We start from the raw sequence: 20564 nt of genomic DNA on the forward strand, positions 1-20564 counted from the left end.
TTTGTTGGCTGTTTGTCCAGAATTAGCTAATGGACGCTGCATTACGACGCTATCTGAACGCGATTCTCATTCTGCTCAGTCTGCTGGTGGGGCTTCTGGCAACCGAGTTCGTCATCTCTATGGGCGGCGTGAGCGCATCGATGCTGGCCCTCCCCCTCGTGTTCACGCTGGTGGTGGGTGCAGGCGCGTGGGTGGTCGCGAAACCGGCCGCCTACTAGTCGTCGGCAAATCTACTGCTCGTTCTCGCGCTCGACTTGCTCGCGGTTTATCGGCGGCGTTTGCCACTCAGCCGCTCCGTCGGCTGTGCCAACTTTGACGAGTCCCCAAAAAAACGCCGCCCAGATGGTCAACAACACGAGGGCGAGCAAAATCGTCATCGCCAATTGCAGTTCAGACGGAATCGCCATACCCACGTTTCGAAAAGTTAGGTAATCAACGTTTTCGACACCCGGAGCGAGGCAATTCGCGAGTGCCTCGCAACCGCTCGTCGTCGAATTCCTCGATTTCAAACCTCAGTTTCTCGTAGAAGGGGCGGTTTTTCTCGTCGAATTCGGCCGTCAGTCGCGAAACGTCCTCGCCAGCGGCGTCCACCAGTTTCCGGCCGATTCCCTGCCCGCGTCGAGCGCGACGGACGGCCACGGCGTCGATGTGCTGGCCAGTGCGGACGAGCGCGCCGAGAATGCGCCCCTCCGATTCTGCCACGAGTGCCTCGCGGGTGTCACATTTCTCGCGAATCGCGGCGGCGTCCGCTTCGAGCATCGCACCGTCTAAAATGGTCATCACCGTCGGGAGGTCGGCGTCGGTGGCGGGGCGGACGCGCATTAGCCGCCTTTGATGAGTCGGAGAATTTTCACGTGCGCTGCTTCCACCGGTTGGTCCTCGGGGACGAGCGCCCCGTCTACGAGGACGGAGACTTCGTGGACGTTCAGGTCCACCGCCTCCACGAGGTCGGCGTAGGTGCCGCCTTCGAGTTCCACCTCGTGGGTGTCCTCACCGACGACTTCGACCGTGACGCGCATGTCACAGGGGTAGCGACGGTGCGCCCTAAACGTGTCGCGTCAGGTCGGCGGAACCCAGGTGTCGCCCGTCTCGTCTGCCTCGCCTTCGACGAGCGGTTCTGGCGGGCTCGCCTCGCCGCGGTAGGTGCGGTAGGCCGTGAGTGCGAGCGCACCAAGCCCGAGGATGAGCACGAGGAACTCGATGAGGCCGCCGACGAACGGCAGGCGGGTTGCGAGTTCGACGACCAGCAGGCCGAGGAACAGCGCGACGAAGCGGTTCGAGTAACCCGCGTAATCGAGCAGGAACGACCCGATAGCGTAGCGCCCGTAGATGGTCCCCACCCACACGACCAGCGCGAACAGGAAGATGCCGGCAATGGACAGCGGGATGCCGACGATGGTTATGAGCAACACCAACAGCAGGATTGGCACGCCGATGAGTGTGAGCAGACCCACGCCGCCTGACCTGAGTGGTGCAGTCGTCGCGGCCGCGGAGACGCGCCCCGAGAACGCCGGGAAGGCGAGCAGGAGAATCGCACCGAGGACGAAACTCACGAGGAAGCCGTAGACGGCGAAGATACCCGGCAGGACGCCGAAGCCGGGAACGTCGGTGCCGCCGTCGCCGAGTTGCAGGTTCGGGTTCTGGGTCACGGTACCCGCGACCACCGCGCCGTCCGCGACGTCGAGTTCGCCGTCGTATTCGAGGTTGCCGCCGACCTGGGCCGTCTCGCCGAGCGCGATAGAGCCGCTGTCGATGCGGGCGTCGCCGGTCACCTGCCCGTTGACGACGGTCGAACCGCTGCCGGATTCGAACGTGCCGAGGACGGCGGTCGGGCCGACCACGACGCTGCCACCGAACGCCCCGGTGGTTCCGGTGACCTCGCCGTTGATGACGCTACTCCCGGTGAACAGCGAGAGGTCGCCGTTGATTTGGCCGTTCACGACCGCGTTTCCGCCGAAGACGTTCACGTTCCCGTTGACCGTGCCGTCGATGACGACGTTCCCGGCGTACACCTCCAGGTCCTCGTTGATGACCTCCCCTTCGGCGATTCGGACATCGCCGCCAGTTCGCGTGTCAGCCGCCACGACCCCGGGGATGGCCCCGAAAACGACGATGGCGACGAGCAATGCTGCGAGGATACGTCTGTGGATAATTCCCCGTCCCCTCATAGTGCTAGACGTACGTCCTGGACGGGCTTAAGTCGGTATTGCGCGAAATTGACCACACTGTGAGCAGAGCGAGAGTCTCGGAGCGTTTACAAACCGATAGCCCCTCACTTCGGCCATGAGCGAGGCGGATGCCAATTCGCGGGCCGGACGCGAGGAGATCTGGATCGAAAAGTATCGCCCACAGCGACTGGACGAGGTCGTGGGTCACGAGAACATCGTGGGCCGCCTCAAAAGCTACGTCGCCAAAAACGACCTGCCACACCTCCTGTTCTCGGGACCAGCAGGCGTCGGCAAGACCACCTCGGCGGTGGCCATCGCCCGGGAACTCTACGGCGACGACTGGCGAGAGAACTTCCTCGAACTGAACGCCTCAGACGAGCGCGGTATCGACGTGGTGCGCGACCGCATCAAGAACTTCGCGCGGGCGAGTTTCGGCGGCTACGACTACCGCATCATCTTCTTAGACGAGGCCGACTCGCTGACCTCAGACGCCCAGTCCGCGCTGCGCCGGACGATGGAGCAGTTCTCGAACAACACCCGCTTCATCCTCTCGTGTAACTACTCCTCGCGCATCATCGACCCCATCCAGTCGCGGTGTGCGGTGTTCCGCTTCGCCCCCCTCGACGACGCGGCGGTCGCAGACCAGATTCGCCGTATCGCAGAAAACGAGGGCATTCCCGTCACCGACGAGGGGATAGAGGCACTCGTCTACGCCGCAGACGGCGACATGCGAAAGGCCATCAACGCGCTCCAGGCCGCCGCCGTCATGGGCGAGGAAGTGAACGAAGAGGCCGTCTTCACCATCACCTCGACGGCCCGCCCGGAGGAAATCAAGGAGATGGTGACGAAGGCGCTCGACGGCGATTTCACCGCCGCGCGCTCGACGCTCGACGAGTTGCTCACGGAGAAGGGCCTCGCCGGCGGCGACATTATCAACCAACTCCACCGCTCGGTGTGGGAGTTCGGACTTTCGGACAAGGAAGCCGTGCGCGTCATGGACCGCATCGGCGAAGCGGACTACCGGATTACCGCCGGCGCGAACGAGCGCGTCCAGTTAGAGGCGCTGCTCGCCTCCCTCGCACTGCCCGACTAGTTGAGCCGCCAGATGTGGTAGTTGAGCACGGCGGCGAACGTCACCCAGGCCAGATACGGCACGAGCAACAGCGCCGCGCGCCGGTCCACCCGGTCGAACAGCGCGATGGTGGCGACGATGGCCACCCAGAGGGCGATGATGACGACGAGGCCGAGCTGTGGCGATTCGAGGCCGAAGAAGGCCGCAGACCAGCCGACGTTGAGCGCGAACTGGAGGGCGAACGCCGAGAGGGCGACTCGGACGGCCGTCTGGTCGAATCCGCGCCGCCAGACGAGCCACGCGGCGGCCCCCATCAGGGCGAACAGCGTGGTCCAGACGGGGCCGAACACCCAGTTCGGCGGGTTGAACGCGGGTTTCGCGAGGGTGGTGTACCACGTGTTGATTTGCGGGCCGGTGAATACCGTCCCGAGCGCGCCGACGAGTTCCGAGAGGAGAATCGCCGCCGCGAGCGTGGCGATTGGCCGGCGGTTGGGGAGCGAGGAGCGGGCGAGGTCGGTTGCCATAGGATACTGTACGCACTCGTTGGTAGTGAAAATGAAGGGTGGCGTGCGAGGGGGGAGTCGCACGCCGCAGAAAACGGGTGAGGGGGGGGATAACCCGCTGACACGGTTGCCACCCTGGAGGGGTGGAGGGAACTCCCGCGGCGACCAACACGGCACAAATGAGGCATAACGGTGGACGGCTGCGGGTAACTCCCGGTTATACGGTAACCATTAGTTACGTAAATACCCGAGGTAAGTAAAAGGTAAGCTGGTTACCCACGGGTAACTGTGGTTGTGCCGTCTGAAGCACGCTGCGGGCCGATTTATCCGATAGCGAGCGTGTATGCGGAACTGTTTTACGCGCACACAGGCCAATTGGGGACACGAATGAGCGACCTCGAAGCGGAGTATCGTCTCGAGTATTTCGAGACGGAAGACTTCCACCGACTGGAGTGCTCTGAGTGCGGGGCGCACTTCTGGACGCGAGACGGGACTCGCGAGACCTGTGGTGAGCCGCCGTGTGCGGAGTACAGCTTTATCGACAATCCGGGATTCGACGCAGAATACACGCTCGAAGAGATGCGTGAGGCGTTCCTCTCTTTCTTCGAGGAAAACGACCACACGCGCATCGACCCCTACCCCGTGGCCGCGAACCGCTGGCGCGACGACGTGCTATTGACGCAGGCGTCCATCTACGACTTCCAGCCACTCGTGACGAGCGGACAGGCACCACCGCCGGCGAACCCGCTCACGATTAGTCAGCCGTGCATCCGAATGCAGGACATCGACAACGTGGGCAAGACCGGCCGCCACACGATGGCCTTCGAGATGATGGCCCACCACGCCTTCAACGCCAAGGAGGAGGTCGGCGACAAGTACGCCTACGAGGGCGAAGTCTACTGGAAATCCGAGACCGTTGAATACTGTGATGCGTTCTTCGAGTCGATGGGCGTCGACCCCGTCGAAGTGACCTACATCGAGGACCCATGGGTCGGTGGCGGCAACGCAGGCCCCGCCTTCGAAGTCATCTTCATGGGCGTCGAACTCGCGACGCTCGTCTTCATGTCCTTAGAGCAGGACCCAGAGGGCGACTACGAGATGAAAGACGGTAACCGGTACTCCGAGATGGACACCTACATCGTGGACACCGGTTACGGCTTGGAGCGCTGGACGTGGGTCAGTCAGGGCACGCCGACGGTGTACGAAGCCGTCTACCCCGACATGATTGCCTTCCTCAAAGAGAACGCAAACATCGAACTCACCGAGGAGGAAGAGGACATCGTCCACCGGGCGGCGAAGCTCGCTGGCCACATGGATATCGACGAGGCGGAGGACATGGAGTCCGCCCGCGACAACATCGCAGAGCACATCGGCGTCTCCACGACGGAACTGACGGACCTGATGGAGCCACTGGAGGACATCTACGCCATCGCAGACCACTGCCGGACGCTCGCGTACATGCTCGGCGACGGCATCGTGCCGTCTAACGTCTCGACTGGCTACCTCACGCGCATGGTGCTTCGGCGCACCAAACGCCTCGTGGACAACGTCGGCATCGACGCCCCACTCGACGAACTCGTGGACATGCAGGCAGAGCGCCTCGGCTACGACAACCGCGACACCATCCGCGACATCGTACGGACGGAAGTCGAGAAGTACCGCGAGACGCTCGACCGCGGTGGTCGCCGCGTCCGCCAGCTCGCAGAGGACTACGCAGCGAGCGGCGAGTCGATTCCGACCCGCGAACTCATCGAGCTGTACGACTCTCACGGCATTCAACCAGACATGGTCGAGGAAATCGCCCTCGAAGTCGGCGCGGACGTGCAGGTTCCCGACGACTTCTACAGCCTCGTCGCGTCCCGCCACGGCGGCGAGCAGGCCTTCGAGGACGAAGAACAAGTGAAAACGTCTGCGGACGACCGCATCGCGGAACTCCCGAAGACCGACCGCCTGTACTACGAAGACCAGGAGCGCACCGAGTTCGAAGCCGTCGTCATCGACGTGTTCGAGCGCGAGGAGGGCTACGACGTCGTGCTCGACCAGACGATGTTCTACCCCGAAGGCGGCGGTCAACCGGCCGACCGCGGGTCGCTCTCGACCGACGACGTGAGCGTCGAAGTCACCGACGTCCAAATCGTCGACGGCGTCATCCTCCACCGCACCGACGACGACCCCGGCAAGGGCGAGTTCGTCCGCGGGCAGGTCGACACGACGCGCCGTCGCCGGCTGATGCGCCACCACACCGCGACACACGTCGTGATTCACGCCGCCCGGAGAGTGCTCGGCGACCACATCCGGCAGGCGGGTGCCCAGAAGGGACTCGCCTCCTCGCGCATCGACGTCACCCACTACAACCGCATCACCCGCGAGCAGGTGAAGGAGATAGAGCGCCTCGCCAACGAAATCGTGATGAACAACACGCCGGTCAAACAGGAGTGGCCGGACCGCCACGAGGCGGAGAGTCGCCACGGCTTCGACCTCTATCAGGGCGGCATCCCGCCGGGCGAGAACATCCGCCTCATCTACGTCGCAGACGACGTGCAGGCCTGCGGTGGCACGCACGTCTCGCGAACCGGTGACATCGGCGCAATCAAGATTCTCACCACCGAGCGAGTCCAGGACGGCGTCGAACGCCTCGTCTTCGCGGCCGGTGACGCCGCCATTGAGGCCACCCAGGAGAACGAGGATTCGCTGTACGCGGCCGCGGACATCCTCGACGTGAGTCCAGAAGAGGTTCCGACGACCGCAGAACGCTTCTTCGAGGAGTGGAAGGCCCGTGGCAAGCAGATAGAGGACTTAAAAGAACAACTCGCCGAAATTCGCGCGAGCGGTGGCGCGGGCGGCGAAGAAGTCGAACTCGAAAATGGTGCAATTGCGGTCGTCCAGCGCATCGACGCGGACATGGACGAACTTCGGGCGACCGCCAACGCGCTCGCCGAAGACGGGAAAATCGCCGTGCTCGGCAGTGGCGCGTCGGGTGCGCAGTTCGTCGTCGCCGTCCCCGACGACGTGGACGTGAACGCCGGCGAAGTCGTGGGCGAACTCGCCCGCCGCGTCGGCGGTGGCGGTGGCGGCCCGGCTGACTTCGCACAGGGCGGCGGCCCGGATGCGGAGAAACTGGACGACGCGCTCGAGGCGGCCCCCGAAGTCCTGAAGAAGGTCCTGAACGCCTGAATCGGGCCGGCCGCGGTCGCTATTCTCTTTTGAGTCGCCCACCGAGTGACGACCATGGACGTCACTACGACAGACGGAACGACGCTGTTCGCGCAGGCGGCGGGCGACGGCGAGACGGTCACGTTCGTCGGCGACGCCGGCTACGGCGCGTGGCAGTGGGGCTGGCAACACGCCGCGCTCACCGGCCCGTTCGAGACGCTCGTCTACGACCACCGGGGCGTCGGGCGCTCCGAGAAGCCACCTGGCCCGTACTCAGTCGAACAGCTGGCCGACGACCTCGAAGCCGTCCTGTCGGCCCACGGGGCGCGAAAGACACACCTCGTCGGCGCGGGCCTCGGTGGAATGGTCGCACTCGACTATGCTCGGCGCTACGCACGGGCGCGAACCCTGACGCTGCTCGGAACCGCCGCACGGGGGGCGGGCATCGACACGTCGCCGCTCGCGGCAGACCCGACAGACGAGGCGGCGATTCGCGCCTCGCTCGACCACGCGCTGTCCGCCGACTTCGTCGGAGCGTACGATGAAGTGGTAGACCAAATCGTCCAGTGGCGAGCGAGCGACGACGCGTCACTCGCTGGCTGGGCAGCCCATCAGGCCGCAGTCGAGGGGTTCGACGCTGACCCACTGTACGAGATTTCGCTGCCGACGCTCGTGGCCCACGGGACGGCCGACGAGGTGTGGCCGGCGGCGGGGGGTGAACACCTCGCCGACGGACTGCCGAACGCGACCCACTGCAACCTCGATGGGGCCGGACACCTCTGTCACGTTGAACAATCACGTATCCTGAACGACGAACTGATTGGTTTCCTCGAAGTCGCCTGAAGGAGCATTATTTCACTGAAAGACTGACACAAATATTTATTGGTTACTTCTGTGTTCAGTACTGTAGAGTGAAATGTTACGACGGGAGCTTTTGGGCGCGATGGGGGTGGTTGGGCTTGCCGGCTGTCTGTCGTCGCTGCGGTCGTCGAAGGGAGAATTGGCGGGCATCGAGGTGGTGAATCACGACGACGTCAGGCACACGGTTCACCTGCTCGTGAAACTGGGCGGCAAACTCGTCCACTGGTCCTCCCACGAGGTGGGCGGGAACGACGGGACGGCAGCCGAGGCGAACTCGACGCAACTCGACCGGGAGTGGCCGGAGAGTTCGGGGCTGTTCACCATCTACACCCGGGTGGACGACGCCGTCGAGTGGGAGAAACTCACCCTCGACACCACACGGGTGGGGTGTCACGCCGTCAAAATTCTGGTGGACGCGACGGAAGTCAAACTCTGGCGAACCGGCTGCACTGACTATCCGACAGCACAACCCACATCACCCTGAGCCGACTCAGAGAGCGGCAGAACTATCAGGAGAGCGTAACGCACTAAACGTTCGCTGTCGTCCTAGACAGCAATGACACGGCTCCGACTCGCGCTCTTGAACGCTTCACACGACGCAACCGATACGAAGCGGAACTTTCGTCGCGAAGTGGACGCGGACCTCGTCGAGTTCCACGCCACCGAGGGCCGGCTTCCGGGAACGTTCGACTTCGACGGCTTTCTCGTAACCGGGTCACGGTCGTCCGTGTACTGGGACGAGAAGTGGATTCAACCGCTCAAAGACTGGGCGAAGGAAGCGATCGACGAAGGCCTACCAGCCCTCGGCGTCTGTTACGGCCACCAGCTGCTGGCGGATGTCCTCGGCGGCACCGTCGAGGGGATGGGCGAGTACGAAATCGGCTACCGCGAAATCACCCACCACGACAACACGCCCCTGTTCTCCGGCGTCAACGAGCGATTCCTCGCGTTCACGACCCACCAAGACGCCGTCACGGAACTCCCGCCGGGCGCGACGCTCACCGCCGAGAACGACTACGGCGTCCACGGCTTCCAGAAAGACGACGTGTTCGGCGTCCAGTTCCACCCCGAATACGACATGCAGACCGCCCGCGAACTGACGATGGGCAAGGACCTGACCGACGAACACCGGCAGCAGGTGTTAGACGGCATCACCCCCGAGAACTACGCCCGCGCCCAGCAGGCGAAACTCGTCTTCGAGAACTTCTGTGACTACGTCCGCGAAGTGAAGGACATTCCGCGCGCCCCGGCCCGACAGTAATTCCGTCACCGGTCCGGATTTTCGAGCGACTAACTATAGCCGGCTCCTGCTTCTCTCCCTGTATGGCAGTCCGCTCGTTCAGCCGCCTCAGACACCTCGTCGGTGCGGTGGTCATCACCGTCGGTGCGTTCGTCCTGAGCGCGCTCCTCTCGCTTCCCGCCATCGGGATTCCCTTCGACACGCTGGTGGGCTTTACCGTCATCGTCGTCCTCTCTGAACTCGGGTTCGCGCTCGCCGCGGGCATCTTTCTGTGGCTCGCCCACCACCGCATCGACTACTTCAACATCCGCTGGCCGACCCGAATGGGGTATATCGCCATCGTGGCCGGAACCGTCGGCCTGCTCGTCTTCCGGTTCGTCTCGCTGTTCGCCGTCACCGAACTCGGCCTGCCGGTCGCCGGAAATTCCATCCTCGACCCGGCACTGGCGGGGTTCACCGAGATTCTGCTCGTGTTGATTCCCATCTCGATTCTGGTCATCGGCCCCACAGAGGAACTGCTGTTTCGCGGCGTCCTCCAGCGCTACCTCGGGGAATCCTTCCGAACGGGCACCGCCATCGCGATTTCGAGTTTCTTGTTCGCCCTCGCCCACGTCCCCACGTCGTTCGTCGCCACGCCGGACCTCGGGGCAGTCGCCGTGACGGGCGTCATCCTCTTTGGCATCTCCGTCATCCTCGGGGTCATCTACGACCGGACGCAGAACCTGGTCGTCCCGATGCTGGTCCACGGTCTCTACGACGCGGTGCTGTTCGGCGCGGCGTACGTGGTGTTGACGGGATAAGAAGACCGGAGATTAGGTGTAGCGACCGGTCTGGTCGCCACACTCCTGGCAGACCGTGACCAGTGCGTCTCTCGACTCGACCATCTCGATTTTCTGCGGGGTACGTCCGTCGCAGGACTCACAGTCTCCGTAGAGGTCGATTTCGTTCGACTCTTTGGGCGACCCGATGGCGAGGGCGACGACGCGGTCGTCGGTGTAGTTGAACCCCTGCTGGTGGTCGCCAGGGGCAAAGCGGATGGCCTCACCTTCCTCGACGACGATTTCGCCGTCCTCAGTGTCGAAGGTGGCGGCCCCCTCCTGGATGTAGAACACTTCTTCCTGGTCGTGGTGGCAGTGGTAGCCGAAGGCGAAACTCTCGCCGGGGGCGAGTTCGAAGTAGTTGAGCGCGAGACCCTCGGTTTCGAGCGCCTTCGCCACGGGGATGCGGCGGCTTGCGGGACTCATCCGTCGGTCGAGTTCGTCGATGCGAACCTTCTGCATGGTGCAAACGCGGGAGTGGAGTCACAAAAGTCCTCCCCGACGTGTCTTTTGCTTGTCCAGTCGGTGGTGGGTTTCGGTGTCTGGTCACGCGAGCACGCCATCGATTCTCGTCGGAATCGCACGGCCAGCTGAAAACTCTCGACCCTCGTACGGTCGCGTCCCGTGACCGGATTTTCGTCGGAAACCGACAGACTGCGACCGTTTCGTCCTCGAAACGACACGAAAAGTGGCACCCGCCAGTCCAATTGGCGGCCCGACATAATAATAAACCATGAGGTAGGAGTAACATGCGACCAAGAGTCACGAGGTTCGATACCAATGCACTCAATTGTTCTTACGAAAGGCGTCCCCGACTTCCGCGAGGGTCAGGTGTCCTTCAACGAGGAAGGACACCTGGAGCGGGGGAAAACGCCGACGGTGATGAATCCGAACGACAAGTTCGCCCTGGAGGCCGCGTTACAGACGAAAGTCCGACACGGCGGCCGAGTCAGCCTGATGAGCATGGGGCCGCCAGGCTACCAGAGCATTCTCGTAGAGGGGATGCGCGACGTGTACGCAGACGACCTCTACTTGCTCTCTGACCGCGAGATGGCCGCCTCAGACACCTGGGCGACGGCCATCACCCTCAGCGCCGGCATCGAAAAACTCGGCGAACCGGACCTCATCTTCGCCGGGTTCAAAACCGCAGACGGGGAGACGGGCCACACCGGCCCCCAGACGGCGTGGTGTCTCGACTGGCCGATGATTACCCACGTCATCGCCCTCGACGTAGACGAGGAAGAACGCACGGTTCGCGCAAAGCGCCTCGTCGAAGGCGACATCAAGGAGATCGAGACGGTGGAGGTGGACATGCCCGCGTTCATCGTGATGGACCCCGAGTTCGAAGCGAGTTACCGGAAGGCCGACCACCGCCTCGTGTTCAAGGACCTGCGCGCGGAGACCCAGGAGCGCGCCGAGGACGCAGAGGACCACATCACGGTGTGGGACCACGTCGCGCTCAACCTCGACCCGAACTTCATCGGCCTCGACGGGTCGCCGACCATCGTGTCCTCGGTGGACCCGATTCCGAAAGCGCCCGCAGAGCGCGAGGCCACCATGGTCGACGCGGCCGACGCGGAGGGAATGCGAGAAGTACTGGACGTGATGGACGCGTTCGCAGCGGGGGACTAACTCATGGCGCTCGACCCAGCAGACTACACGGTAAAAGAACTCGAATCGGAACTCGAAGACGTCGCAGACGAAGGCGAACTACAGGAGATTCTCGACGCAGAGAAAGACGGCAAGGGACGGACGACGGCCGTCGCGGCCATCGAGGCGCGTCTCGACGCCGTCACCGGCGCAGACGAGGGCGAAGCGGCGGACGAAGACGTCCAGGAAGAACCCGAGGGAAGCGTCGAAAAACCCGCGGCGGCCAAGCAGGCGGTGGACGTCATGGGACTCGCAGACGACCTCCCCGAGGGCTTAGAGCACCCGACGGCGGACAAGAAACACGTCCGCGCACTCGTCGGCGGCACCTACCGCGACATGTGGGTGTACTGTGAGACGCAGGCCGGCGAACTCATCGACGTCTCGAAGGAGATGCTCGGGAAGGCCCGCGAGCTAATGGACCAGTACAACGAGGACTACGACGCAGACGAGCGCGTCGTGGGCGTCGTCATCGGCGACAACACGAGCGACCTCGCAGACGACGTCATCGCCTACGGTGCGGACGTGGCGGTGTACCACGAGGACGACCGCCTCGAACGCTTCCAGCACAAACCGTACACCGAAATCGTCTCCGACATGAGCCGGGCGGACGCAGACTGGCGCGACTACGACAAGCCCCGGTACTTCCTGTTCCCGGCGACGAACAACGGTCGTGACCTCTCGGCGCAGGTGCAGGCCGAACTCGACAGCGGCCTCGCGAGCGACTGTTCTGACCTCTACATCACGGACGAACTCATCTCGAATCCCGTGAAGACGGGTGAACCCGGTGTGAAAGTCGAGTTCGAGCGCGTGTTGCACATGAAACGCCCCGACTTCAGCGGGTTCGAGTACTCGACGATTCTCTGTCTCGACAATCCGAGCCGGGAGTTCCACCCGCAAGGAGCCTCGGTCATTCCCGGGAGTTTCCCGGTCCCCGAAGCAGACGACGACCGCGTGGGCCTCATCGTGGACCACGACCTCGACCTGCCCGACGACTGGTTCAAAGTGCACGTGACTGGTCACGAAGAACTCGACGAAGGCGTAGACCTGACTGGGCGCGAGGTCATCGTCGCGGTGGGGCGGGGAATTGGCAAGGACCCGACCAAGGGGCTCGAACTCGCGCTCGACCTCGTCAAACAGTTCGACGACGCGGACCTCGGCCTCTCGCGTGGCGTGGTGACGGCCTCATACAAGGTGGGCGGCCACGTCGAACAGTACGTCGCGGAGGAACGCCAGATTGGCGAGACGGGACAGGTGGTCGCGCCGCCACTCTACATCGCGGCGGGTATCTCCGGGGCGGTCCAGCACAAGGTCGGGATGGACGAGTCGGGTACGATTATCTCCATCAACACGGACCCAGACGCCCGAATTCGGGACTTCTCGGATTACTTCATCGAGGGAGACCTGTTCGAGGTGCTCCCGCAGTTGACACAGGCGCTCGAAAGCGGCGAATTGAATCTGAAAGCACTCGCTGACGGACGCGGTGACTCACAATGACGGAGTACGAACACTATGAAGCAGTCGTGGTCGGTGCCGGCCCCGGAGGGGCGGCGGCGGCCGCGGTACTCGCACGAAACGGTATCGAAACGCTCGTCCTCGAACGCGGCGTCGAGGCGGGGTCGAAGAACGTCTCGGGTGGCCTCCTCTACGCAGAGGAATCGGCCCCCTACACCATCGACGACCTCTTCCCCGACTTCCGCGAGGAGGCCTCAGAACGCCCGATTACGCAGTATCACCTGCACAATATCGCCGGCAAGAAGGTGAAATCCTTCGACATCACGGACCTCCACGAACACGACACCGCGTGGTCTGACGCCGTGCTGCGCCGGAAGATGGACTCGTGGCTCGCCGGACAGGTTCACGAGATTACTCGTGCGACCGGCGGTGGCCTCCTGACCGGCGTCCACGTCGATGGCTTGCTGCGGGAGAAAGGCGAAATCGTCGGCGTCACCTGTGACGAACTCGACCCCATCACGGCAGACATCGTCGTCGCCGCAGACGGGGTGAACTCAGAACTCGCCCGGCAGGCGGGTCTCATGGACTGGGAGGAACCAGATGAATGGTTCCAGGGAGTCAAAGCCGTCGCGGAGATGCCCGAAGACGTCATCGCAGAACGCTTCGACGTCGAAGAAGACGAGGGCGTCGCCCACCTGTTCTCCGGCAACCTGTTCGAGAACGTCCGGGGTGGTGGCTTCCTCTACACGAACCAGGAGTCGCTGTCCATCGGGACGGTGTTCCACTTAGACTCGCTCGTCGAAGAGCGCGCAGAGCCACACCAGTTGCTCGACAACCTGCTCACCCACCCGCTGCTCGCCAACTGGCTGGGCGACGACTACACGGAACTCGAGTACTCGGCGAAACTCGTCCCCGACTCGAAGAAAGTGGCCCACACGTCGCCGCACAAGGACAACCTCGTGCTCGTGGGCGACGCGGCAGGCCAGATGCAAGCACAGGGCCCCATCATCAAGGGGATGAACCACGCCGTCACCGCCGGGGCACTCGCCGCAGAGGCGTTCGCGGAAGCGAAAGCCCGCGGCGACACGGCCTCCGCCGGGGAACGCTACACCGAGAAACTCTACGACGAAGGCGTGATGAAGAAGCTCCGGCCGCGGGGCTACCAGGTGGTCCGTCGGGTTGGCGAGAACGACGCGGCAGAGGGCATCGTCGACGGCCTGCTCAAATCCACGATTGGCCGACTCGGCGTCCGTGCCCTGGGCGGGCGGTTAGAGCGCCTCTACTCCGAGCCACGGCTGTCGATGATGGTGCCGGATACCCAGACGCCGTACGTGACGCTGCCGACGGTCATCGCAGAGGAACTGGGAACGAGAATCAGCACCGAGAGCCACGTCGAACCACCGTCGCTGGCAGACCGCATCGGGAAACTCACCTACGACACGGACGTGGGCAACCCACATATCACGCTGCTCGACAACTCGCTCGAAGCGAGCGGCGCGGCGGTCACGGCGTGTCCGGTGAGCGCCCGGAACTTCGGTGGCGGGTGCTACCGCGAGGAGACCATCGCGTCGAACGGCTCGACGGAGCGGGTGGTGAGTCTCGACACCCAGCCGTGCGTCGAGTGTGGGACCTGTGCCATCGTCGCGGACACGAAGTGGGAACACCCACGGGGTGAGAAGGGCGTCGAGTTCGAGTGGGGCTAAGCGTGACCCACTCGCCGTACTGGGAGCGGATTTCGGCGCTGGCAGAGCGAGCGCGCGCAGACCGAGAGGCATCAACGCTTGTCCGGGGCGACCCGGACACAGAGCGGGCGATGGCGTACCTGCGTGAGGGGGCGGGACAGGCCGTCCTCGTGTACATCGAAGCACGCACTGGTGACGAGCAGGTGCGCTTTTCGGAGGTGGAGTTCTCGCTGCTCGAACGGGCGTTGAACGACTGGCTCGACTGCTACGCCCACTGTTACGGCGTCGAGTTGGACGCGGATTTCACGGTTCGCGAGATGGCGGAACTACTCATCAAGACCGACAACATCCACGACACGGCCCAGTTGTTGACTGGGGTGCCGAAACGACGACCAACCGTCACGAAAAACTATTAGGGTAGAGGGCGTGGTATCGCATGCCATGAAACTCTCTGACAAGCTAGAGTTCGGCCACGAGGACCGACGACTCATCTACGAGTACATCGAGAGCCACGGGGCCGTGACGCCGAAGGAGATAGAGCGGACGCTGCGGGTGGACCCCGGTGGACTCAAACACCACATCGCGATTCTGAAGCGCGACGGGCTCATCGAAGCGGCGGACGACAAACTGCTCGTCTCCATCGACGCTGGCACGGAGGAGGAGTTCACCGACGAGGGCGTCGAGTACTCGATTCGGCCCGCTCGCCAGGATGACCTCACCGGGCTTGTCGGAGCGATTCGCCAGGTGTCCCAGGAGAAGACGTACATCGTCGGCGAATCGGTGGCCGACGTCATCGACCACGAGGAGGTGCTCCTGCGACACAACGAACTGGAGTCACGCATGTTCTTCGTCGCCTGCGTCAACGGGGACGTGGTCGGCTGGGTCCACCTGAGCGCCCCCGAACTGGAGAAACTGAGTCACACCGCCGAGTTGACCGTGGGCGTCATCGACGAATATCGCGGCCACGGCATCGGGAGCCACCTGCTCCACCGTGGGCTCGAATGGGCCAAAGAAAACGGCTTCGAGAAGATCTACAACTCGGTTCCATCGACGAACACGGACGCCATCAAGTTCTTAGAGACCCACGACTGGGAAATCGAGGCGACGCGCGCGAAACACTACAAACTCGGCGCGGAGTACATCGACGAAGTGATGATGGCGGTCAGACTCTGACCACGACGTCGGGGAGTTTTTCGCGGCGACCAGCGACCGCAAACGTGCAGAAAACCGCCGGAGAGCGGAGTTCCCCGGCAAGTATTAACATGGTTTTAAGTGGCTTGCCGACATTCGGTCTGCCATGGCAATCGACCCACAGTTCCACGAAAACCGCGAGGTAGTGGACGAACACAACGGTCACGACGTGTGGGGACCGGTCGACGAACCGGAAACGCTCGGCATCCACGGCACCCACGTCGCCGTCGATTTCGACATCTGTATCGAGGACGGCGCGTGTCTCGAAGACTGTCCCGTAGACGTGTTCGAATGGGTAGACACCCCCGGCCACCCCGAAAGCGAGCGGAAAGCAGACCCGGCAAAAGAAGCTCAGTGTATCGACTGCATGCTCTGTGTAGACGTCTGCCCCGTCGATGCAATCGACGTGGACGCCGGCCGGCAGGCCGGTGGCGGCTGGTAAGGGCGAAAAACAGCGGCTATTTCGTATCGAGGTCGAGTCCGTCCGGCAGCGCGCCGAACGCGTGTGCGTCTGCGAGTTCGCGCATCCGCTCTCGCAGATGCTGTTCACAGAGGCCGACCTTCATGTGGTCTTTCTCCACAGCGAAGGCAGCCTCACGGTCGCAGTAGTGACAGCGCATACAGTGAACTACGTTCCTTGGGGAGTTTAAGCCTCCGACGCCGTCAATCGTTGACTGAATCGCTCGTACTCCGCGCCAGAAAGCGTCACCTCGCCGAGCACGTCGATGTGGGCGTCGCTCCCGCCGGTGACGAGCAGGTCGTAGGCGGACACCGCCTCCCAGAGACTGGCGTCGTCCACTGGTCGGGCGTAGGGGTAGTACGCCTCGATAGCGTCTAACTTGGCGGCCAGTTCGATGGCCTTCTCGGGATGTGGATACCGATACGGGTGTGCGAGGCTGACCACGGGACAGGCTTCGGAGAGCAGGCGGGCACCCTCTTCGAACGAGGGGATGGCCGCCCTGCGGACGAAACACGGCCCGTCGTCGCCGATGAGCTCGTCGAACGCGTCCTGATAGGCGTAGGGCGCGTCGCTTGCTTCGATGGCGCGGGCGATGTGCGGGCGTCCGATGCCCGGTTTGTACTCGATGTCGAGGGAGACAGAGAGCGTCGATTCGACGGCCGCGACCATCTCTCGTGCCCGTTCGAGCCGGTTCTGCTGGATGCGGTCGAGGGTGGTGGCGAGGGCGTCCGTCTCCCGAACGCCGTAGCCGAGCAGGTCGATGTCGAAGCCGCCGGTATCGACGCGCAACTCGATTCCTCTGATGAGGGTGAGACCGTCGTGAGTGGTCACGGGGGCGGGCAATCCCGGGTGGATGGTGTCGTGGTCGGTGATTGCCACCGCGTCGAGATCGGCACGGGCAGCCACTTGGGGGACGTCCGCGAGCGTCATCGTCCCATCAGACGCAGTCGTGTGTGCATGGAGGTCCGCGACCGACATGGTCTAGCCCACGTACTCGGGGTGGAAACGCCTTCGGGTGGTCCATGGCAATAATATGCCCTAAAAGACCATTAACAATCCATAGTCATACATAGAAAACAGTTATAATTATTCTTCATGCACAAGCGAGTATGAGATTGAACAACGGTGCAAGCGAACTAATCGAAGCCCACAATTACCCGGCCACGTCCGGCGAATTCGTCGAGCAGTACGGAGAGGAGGAGATTAAGCTGGCAAACGGTTCTGAGACCTTTGGCGAGGTCTTTGGGCTGTACGAGTCTGACGAAACCTTCACCGATGCAGAAGATGCAAAGCTTGCAGCGTTCCAAGCAGTGAGCCACAAGGGCGTTGGCCGGCGTTTCTACTCGGACCGCGAATCGTTCGATATCGCCGAAAAGAGCCCAGAGGCCGTCTCGTTTTAGGCCCACTCGATTGCACTATCCAGGTCGAGCGGCAATCCACCCTTCTTGTAGCCACGAAACGTGCCGTCGGGTCGTGCTCTGAACACGACGGCCGGTTCGTGGTGGACGTCCGGTTTTTCACCAGCGACTGCGTTCCACTCGTCGTCACGAAACGAGGTGCAATCGACGAACAGCACCGCGCCGTGGTGTTCGCTGAGTTGGCCCTCCGTCTTGGTCGCGGCGGTGTCGCGGACGGCCGCAGTCGGCGTGTTCGCCACGCGTTTGGTCGGCGGGCGGGGGCGCGTCACCTCGACAATGACGTCCGTCTCACCTTTTATCGCCCGGAAGTCGAGCGTGTGTCCGGTGTGAACGTCGATTTCGGGGACGAGTTCGTAGCCGGCGTCGATGAGGAGTCTCGCCGCGTTGAACTCGCCCATGGTCGCGTCCATGCGCGTCTTATCGAGGCGGGCGCTCGTGCCGAGTTTCGACGCCATCGTGTAGCGATACTGGTCGAGGAGGCCAGTGTCGAGGAGGTCCTCGTAGAACTGGATGGCCTCGTCTGGGTCGGCGTCGGGGAACCCTGAAGCGTGTTCGCGGAAGAACTTTCGAGTCGTCTCGCGGCCGTCTTTCGAGAAGAACACCGGGAGGAAAAACCAGGCGACGTGGTCGTAACTCGCGAGCCAGGGGTCTGTCTCTTTCAGGTCGGCGAGGAGTTCGCGCTGTGCCCACCGGGCGACAGGATACGGAACCTCGTCGAACGAGTACTTGTCCGTCCGCCAGAGCGCGCTCGGCGTCTGCGTGTTGCCGAGCCAGTAGGCCTCGTTGTCGTTCCAGCAAAAGAGCGCGAAATCACCGTTTTCCATCGTAAATCGGCGCGCTTCGAAGCCGGTAGGCGGTTTGAACCACGACCCGGACATGGTCGCGCCCATCGCCTCGTCGAGGTCCGAAAGCAGCTCCCGGCGCACCCGCTTTTCTGACCACGACTGGGGCGAGCGTCGGAAGCGAAGCGGCCCTGCCACGGTTGAGTAAAAGGGGCGGAGGTCTATACGGGTTACGAACGACTGACTGGTCAGAAAACGTGGCTATTTCAGCGAAAAGACAGGTACCGATACATTGATAATGAAAAACACGCAAGTATGGGTGTATTTCGCATGTCAATGGGTGCCTATGACGAACAGGAACACATGCGCCGCGAAGAGAAAACGAGTCGTGTCAACGCCGACAACGATGACGACACACGCCTTCAGTACGAAGGGAAGGTAGAGTACGACTCGGGAGACTCTGCAGAGGCGCTCTTAGAACAGTTCAAGAAGATGAAACAGCAGTAACAGTTCCTTTTCTTCGCAGCAGTAGCAGCGACGACCCAGTGACGACGACCATCGCCACGACGTGCGCGGCGAGCGTCGCGAGGAGCACCGGGTGGTCGAGGACGAACGGGACGAGCAGTGACTGGAGTAAGCCGAACCCGAGGGTGTCGCGATCGGCCAGCGAGAGCGCCCGTGCCTGTTCCGGCGGGAAGTCGTAGGTCCACGACCGCCAGAGCGCCGTGACGCTCGCCCACCACCCCGTCCCGATGCGGTAACAGAGGTCCCAGCAGACGAGTAGCATGAGGTAGACGGCGAGGATGGGCGGGTCGGGGCCGACCAACCGCGTGAGCAGTGGCTCCGGCCCGGTGTCGAAGGCGAACAGGTAGGTTACGAGCGCGACGAACGCGAGGACGGTGAGGACCACCTCGACGTTCGGCCCGAACAGGAGTCTGCGGTAGGTCCGCGGCGCGTTCGCCTCGCGAATTCGGGTGGCGATGGCGCTCATGCAGAGACTGCCGATGGTCGCCACGACGATGGCCGCAGTTCCGGCGGGGACGGCCGCCCAGAGGTCGTAGATAGCGGCCACCACGAGCAGGCCACCCTCGAAGAGCACGAACTGGACGAGCGCCGAGGCCCGTTGCGAGAGGTCGACGCCAGGTAGCGCCCCGACGATGCTTTCGTACACCCAGGCGTCACCATAGCGAGAAGCGGGCTTATCCATCGGCGACCTCGACGGCATCGACGCCGAGGGCTTTTTCGACGGCTTCGTCGAACGGAGTGAGTTCAACCGAGACGAGTTCTTCGATGCGATTGTCGGTGACGACGACGGTGTTTTTCATGCCGTGAATCAGGGGGTGGGCGACGCTCGCTGGCACGTCCGTCACGAAATCGAGCCAGTAGGCCGACAGGCGTGGGGTGAGAACGGGCACGCGAATGATGGTCAGGTCGTGACCCTGGAGCGCGGCCGTGTGTTCGAGCACTTCGCGGTAGGTGAGGACGTCTGGGCCACCGATTTCGTAGGTTTCACCCGCCGTTTCGGGGACTGAGAGGGCACCGACGAGGTACGCAATCACGTCCTCGATGGCGATGGGCTGGCACTTGGTGTCCACCCATTTTGGCGTGACCATCACCGGCAGACGGTCCGCGAGTTGGCGGACCATCTCGAAACTTGTACTCCCATCGCCAATGATGATAGCGGCGCGCAACGTCGTCAGGTCGTAGTCGCCCTCGCGAAGGATGCGCTCGACCTCCCGGCGCGACTTGAGGTGTTCTGAGAGGTTGTCTCGATCCTCTCCGAGTCCCCCGAGGTAGAACACCCGAGACACGCCTGCTCTGCTCGCGGCGCGTTCGAAATTGTGGGCTGCCCGTCGGTCACGTTCTCTGAAGTCCCCACTGGACCCCATCGAGTGGACCAGATAGTACGCAGCATCGATACCGTCGAGTGCCTCGTCTGCGCCCCACGGTTCGAGCAGGTCTCCTTCGAAGACAGAAACGCCTTCGAGGGCGTCGTAACGGGCTGCATCTCGGACGAGCACGCGAACCTCGTGGCCCGCCTCGAGAAGTGCCGGAACTAAAAGCCGACCGACGAACCCAGTCGCGCCCGTGACCAGAACTCTCATACAATAGTA

Annotated in this window: 26 protein-coding genes; 15 read left to right on the forward strand and 11 right to left on the reverse strand. The window is 63.0% G+C overall.

All coding sequences use genetic code 11. The annotated features are described in order from the left end of the window. Positions 1–29 precede the first annotated feature (29 nt). Positions 30–218, forward strand: a complete 189-nt coding sequence (locus tag P1M51_RS14325) for a hypothetical protein (protein ID WP_276274643.1) — start codon at positions 30–32, stop codon at positions 216–218. 12 nt (positions 219–230) lie between these two features. Here P1M51_RS14325 and P1M51_RS14330 read toward each other — a convergent pair whose 3' ends face one another. From P1M51_RS14330 to P1M51_RS14345, 4 genes are read right to left on the reverse strand one after another with little or no spacing between them, the layout of a single operon-like run. Then, entirely contained in the window at positions 231–407 is a 177-nt protein-coding gene (locus P1M51_RS14330) for a hypothetical protein (RefSeq protein WP_276274644.1), read from the reverse strand. Positions 408–432: 25 nt separating this feature from the next. Further along, positions 433–822: a GNAT family N-acetyltransferase gene (locus P1M51_RS14335; RefSeq protein ID WP_276274645.1), complete on the reverse strand. Its 390-nt coding sequence runs from the start codon at positions 820–822 to the stop codon at positions 433–435. Then, on the reverse strand, positions 822–1019 hold the full coding sequence (locus P1M51_RS14340; protein WP_276245850.1) for a ubiquitin-like small modifier protein 2: 198 nt from the start codon (positions 1017–1019) through the stop codon (positions 822–824). The genes P1M51_RS14335 and P1M51_RS14340 overlap by 1 nt, the downstream gene beginning before the upstream one ends. A 39-nt stretch (positions 1020–1058) precedes the next feature. Further along, positions 1059–2168, reverse strand: coding sequence for a polymer-forming cytoskeletal protein (locus tag P1M51_RS14345; protein WP_276274646.1), 1110 nt, complete (start codon positions 2166–2168; stop codon positions 1059–1061). 115 nt (positions 2169–2283) lie between these two features. Between P1M51_RS14345 and P1M51_RS14350 the strand changes: the two genes are divergently transcribed. Continuing rightward, entirely contained in the window at positions 2284–3261 is a 978-nt protein-coding gene (locus P1M51_RS14350) for a replication factor C small subunit (RefSeq protein WP_276274647.1), read from the forward strand. Here the strand turns inward: P1M51_RS14350 and P1M51_RS14355 are convergent. Beyond that, positions 3258–3764, reverse strand: a complete 507-nt coding sequence (locus P1M51_RS14355; RefSeq protein ID WP_276274648.1) for a TspO/MBR family protein — start codon at positions 3762–3764, stop codon at positions 3258–3260. The genes P1M51_RS14350 and P1M51_RS14355 overlap by 4 nt on opposite strands. A gap of 366 nt (positions 3765–4130) precedes the next feature. Here P1M51_RS14355 and alaS point away from each other — a divergent pair, with 366 nt between their 5' ends. The 5 genes from alaS (at position 4131) to P1M51_RS14380 (ending at position 9797) form a co-directional block, all read left to right on the forward strand. Beyond that, positions 4131–6917, forward strand: a complete 2787-nt coding sequence (gene alaS, locus P1M51_RS14360; protein WP_276274649.1) for an alanine--tRNA ligase — start codon at positions 4131–4133, stop codon at positions 6915–6917. Between the two features lie 54 nt (positions 6918–6971). Further along, positions 6972–7739, forward strand: coding sequence for an alpha/beta fold hydrolase (locus P1M51_RS14365; RefSeq protein ID WP_276274650.1), 768 nt, complete (start codon positions 6972–6974; stop codon positions 7737–7739). Positions 7740–7812: 73 nt separating this feature from the next. Next, complete coding sequence (locus P1M51_RS14370) at positions 7813–8241, forward strand: hypothetical protein (protein ID WP_276274651.1); 429 nt, start codon at positions 7813–7815, stop codon at positions 8239–8241. Positions 8242–8313: 72 nt separating this feature from the next. After that, entirely contained in the window at positions 8314–9018 is a 705-nt protein-coding gene (locus tag P1M51_RS14375; protein ID WP_276274652.1) for a type 1 glutamine amidotransferase, read from the forward strand. Positions 9019–9080: 62 nt separating this feature from the next. Continuing rightward, positions 9081–9797: a CPBP family intramembrane glutamic endopeptidase gene (locus P1M51_RS14380; RefSeq protein WP_276274653.1), complete on the forward strand. Its 717-nt coding sequence runs from the start codon at positions 9081–9083 to the stop codon at positions 9795–9797. Between the two features lie 12 nt (positions 9798–9809). Here the strand turns inward: P1M51_RS14380 and P1M51_RS14385 are convergent, their stop codons facing one another. Further along, positions 9810–10277, reverse strand: a complete 468-nt coding sequence (locus P1M51_RS14385) for a cupin domain-containing protein (RefSeq protein WP_276274654.1) — start codon at positions 10275–10277, stop codon at positions 9810–9812. A gap of 318 nt (positions 10278–10595) precedes the next feature. Between P1M51_RS14385 and P1M51_RS14390 the strand changes: the two genes are divergently transcribed. The 6 genes from P1M51_RS14390 to P1M51_RS14415 all read left to right on the forward strand — a co-directional run bounded on the left by P1M51_RS14390 (position 10596) and on the right by P1M51_RS14415 (position 16232). Next, a complete protein-coding gene (locus tag P1M51_RS14390) occupies positions 10596–11447 on the forward strand; it encodes an electron transfer flavoprotein subunit beta/FixA family protein (protein WP_276274655.1) in 852 nt (283 codons plus the stop codon). Between the two features lie 3 nt (positions 11448–11450). Beyond that, complete coding sequence (locus P1M51_RS14395) at positions 11451–12959, forward strand: electron transfer flavoprotein subunit alpha/FixB family protein (RefSeq protein ID WP_276274656.1); 1509 nt, start codon at positions 11451–11453, stop codon at positions 12957–12959. Beyond that, positions 12956–14620, forward strand: a complete 1665-nt coding sequence (locus P1M51_RS14400) for an FAD-dependent monooxygenase (RefSeq protein WP_276274657.1) — start codon at positions 12956–12958, stop codon at positions 14618–14620. The genes P1M51_RS14395 and P1M51_RS14400 overlap by 4 nt, the downstream gene beginning before the upstream one ends. Positions 14621–14622: 2 nt before the next feature. Then, the gene (locus P1M51_RS14405) at positions 14623–15015 is read left to right on the forward strand and encodes a hypothetical protein (protein ID WP_369685307.1); all 393 of its coding nucleotides are present in this window, start codon (positions 14623–14625) and stop codon (positions 15013–15015) included. A 25-nt stretch (positions 15016–15040) separates the two neighbouring features. Then, positions 15041–15772, forward strand: a complete 732-nt coding sequence (locus tag P1M51_RS14410) for a helix-turn-helix domain-containing GNAT family N-acetyltransferase (RefSeq protein ID WP_276245864.1) — start codon at positions 15041–15043, stop codon at positions 15770–15772. 124 nt (positions 15773–15896) lie between these two features. Then, positions 15897–16232, forward strand: coding sequence for a ferredoxin family protein (locus P1M51_RS14415; protein WP_276245865.1), 336 nt, complete (start codon positions 15897–15899; stop codon positions 16230–16232). Positions 16233–16248: 16 nt separating this feature from the next. Here P1M51_RS14415 and P1M51_RS14420 read toward each other — a convergent pair whose 3' ends face one another. Both P1M51_RS14420 and P1M51_RS14425 read right to left on the reverse strand, forming a co-directional pair. Then, positions 16249–16410, reverse strand: coding sequence for a DUF6757 family protein (locus tag P1M51_RS14420; protein WP_276245866.1), 162 nt, complete (start codon positions 16408–16410; stop codon positions 16249–16251). A gap of 26 nt (positions 16411–16436) precedes the next feature. Beyond that, positions 16437–17228 carry a PHP domain-containing protein gene (locus P1M51_RS14425; protein ID WP_276245867.1) on the reverse strand — a complete coding sequence of 264 codons (792 nt, stop codon included), beginning with the start codon at positions 17226–17228 and terminating at the stop codon, positions 16437–16439. Positions 17229–17359: 131 nt separating this feature from the next. Here P1M51_RS14425 and P1M51_RS14430 point away from each other — a divergent pair, with 131 nt between their 5' ends. After that, complete coding sequence (locus P1M51_RS14430; RefSeq protein ID WP_276245868.1) at positions 17360–17650, forward strand: DUF2795 domain-containing protein; 291 nt, start codon at positions 17360–17362, stop codon at positions 17648–17650. Here P1M51_RS14430 and P1M51_RS14435 read toward each other — a convergent pair. Next, a complete protein-coding gene (locus P1M51_RS14435) occupies positions 17647–18648 on the reverse strand; it encodes a DUF5784 family protein (protein WP_276245869.1) in 1002 nt (333 codons plus the stop codon). The genes P1M51_RS14430 and P1M51_RS14435 overlap by 4 nt on opposite strands. A gap of 132 nt (positions 18649–18780) precedes the next feature. On the opposite strand from P1M51_RS14435, the gene P1M51_RS14440 reads away from it, so the two are divergent. Continuing rightward, positions 18781–18957: a DUF5786 family protein gene (locus P1M51_RS14440; RefSeq protein ID WP_276245870.1), complete on the forward strand. Its 177-nt coding sequence runs from the start codon at positions 18781–18783 to the stop codon at positions 18955–18957. Here P1M51_RS14440 and P1M51_RS14445 read toward each other — a convergent pair. Continuing rightward, positions 18935–19657, reverse strand: a complete 723-nt coding sequence (locus P1M51_RS14445) for a hypothetical protein (protein ID WP_276245871.1) — start codon at positions 19655–19657, stop codon at positions 18935–18937. The genes P1M51_RS14440 and P1M51_RS14445 overlap by 23 nt on opposite strands. Next, positions 19650–20555: an NAD(P)H-binding protein gene (locus tag P1M51_RS14450; protein ID WP_276245872.1), complete on the reverse strand. Its 906-nt coding sequence runs from the start codon at positions 20553–20555 to the stop codon at positions 19650–19652. The genes P1M51_RS14445 and P1M51_RS14450 overlap by 8 nt, the downstream gene beginning before the upstream one ends. Between the last annotated feature and the right edge of the window lie 9 nt (positions 20556–20564).

Origin of the sequence: Haladaptatus sp. QDMS2, assembly GCF_029338295.1 — an archaeon.
In the GTDB taxonomy this organism is placed as follows: Archaea; Halobacteriota; Halobacteria; order Halobacteriales; family Halococcaceae; genus QDMS2.

Coding starts and splice junctions, on each gene's coding strand:
- P1M51_RS14395 (WP_276274656.1), top strand. CDS start 11,451: ATGGCGCTCGACCCAGCAGACTACACGGTAAAAGAACTCGAATCGGAA.
- P1M51_RS14415 (WP_276245865.1), top strand. CDS start 15,897: ATGGCAATCGACCCACAGTTCCACGAAAACCGCGAGGTAGTGGACGAA.
- P1M51_RS14425 (WP_276245867.1), bottom strand. CDS start 17,228: ATGTCGGTCGCGGACCTCCATGCACACACGACTGCGTCTGATGGGACG.
- P1M51_RS14340 (WP_276245850.1), bottom strand. CDS start 1,019: ATGCGCGTCACGGTCGAAGTCGTCGGTGAGGACACCCACGAGGTGGAA.
- P1M51_RS14380 (WP_276274653.1), top strand. CDS start 9,081: ATGGCAGTCCGCTCGTTCAGCCGCCTCAGACACCTCGTCGGTGCGGTG.
- P1M51_RS14410 (WP_276245864.1), top strand. CDS start 15,041: ATGAAACTCTCTGACAAGCTAGAGTTCGGCCACGAGGACCGACGACTC.
- alaS (WP_276274649.1), top strand. CDS start 4,131: ATGAGCGACCTCGAAGCGGAGTATCGTCTCGAGTATTTCGAGACGGAA.
- P1M51_RS14400 (WP_276274657.1), top strand. CDS start 12,956: ATGACGGAGTACGAACACTATGAAGCAGTCGTGGTCGGTGCCGGCCCC.
- P1M51_RS14345 (WP_276274646.1), bottom strand. CDS start 2,168: ATGAGGGGACGGGGAATTATCCACAGACGTATCCTCGCAGCATTGCTC.
- P1M51_RS14450 (WP_276245872.1), bottom strand. CDS start 20,555: ATGAGAGTTCTGGTCACGGGCGCGACTGGGTTCGTCGGTCGGCTTTTA.
- P1M51_RS14390 (WP_276274655.1), top strand. CDS start 10,596: ATGCACTCAATTGTTCTTACGAAAGGCGTCCCCGACTTCCGCGAGGGT.
- P1M51_RS14430 (WP_276245868.1), top strand. CDS start 17,360: ATGAGATTGAACAACGGTGCAAGCGAACTAATCGAAGCCCACAATTAC.
- P1M51_RS14330 (WP_276274644.1), bottom strand. CDS start 407: ATGGCGATTCCGTCTGAACTGCAATTGGCGATGACGATTTTGCTCGCC.
- P1M51_RS14445 (WP_276245871.1), bottom strand. CDS start 19,657: ATGGATAAGCCCGCTTCTCGCTATGGTGACGCCTGGGTGTACGAAAGC.
- P1M51_RS14365 (WP_276274650.1), top strand. CDS start 6,972: ATGGACGTCACTACGACAGACGGAACGACGCTGTTCGCGCAGGCGGCG.
- P1M51_RS14325 (WP_276274643.1), top strand. CDS start 30: ATGGACGCTGCATTACGACGCTATCTGAACGCGATTCTCATTCTGCTC.
- P1M51_RS14440 (WP_276245870.1), top strand. CDS start 18,781: ATGTCAATGGGTGCCTATGACGAACAGGAACACATGCGCCGCGAAGAG.
- P1M51_RS14375 (WP_276274652.1), top strand. CDS start 8,314: ATGACACGGCTCCGACTCGCGCTCTTGAACGCTTCACACGACGCAACC.
- P1M51_RS14355 (WP_276274648.1), bottom strand. CDS start 3,764: ATGGCAACCGACCTCGCCCGCTCCTCGCTCCCCAACCGCCGGCCAATC.
- P1M51_RS14335 (WP_276274645.1), bottom strand. CDS start 822: ATGCGCGTCCGCCCCGCCACCGACGCCGACCTCCCGACGGTGATGACC.
- P1M51_RS14370 (WP_276274651.1), top strand. CDS start 7,813: ATGTTACGACGGGAGCTTTTGGGCGCGATGGGGGTGGTTGGGCTTGCC.
- P1M51_RS14350 (WP_276274647.1), top strand. CDS start 2,284: ATGAGCGAGGCGGATGCCAATTCGCGGGCCGGACGCGAGGAGATCTGG.
- P1M51_RS14420 (WP_276245866.1), bottom strand. CDS start 16,410: ATGCGCTGTCACTACTGCGACCGTGAGGCTGCCTTCGCTGTGGAGAAA.
- P1M51_RS14385 (WP_276274654.1), bottom strand. CDS start 10,277: ATGCAGAAGGTTCGCATCGACGAACTCGACCGACGGATGAGTCCCGCA.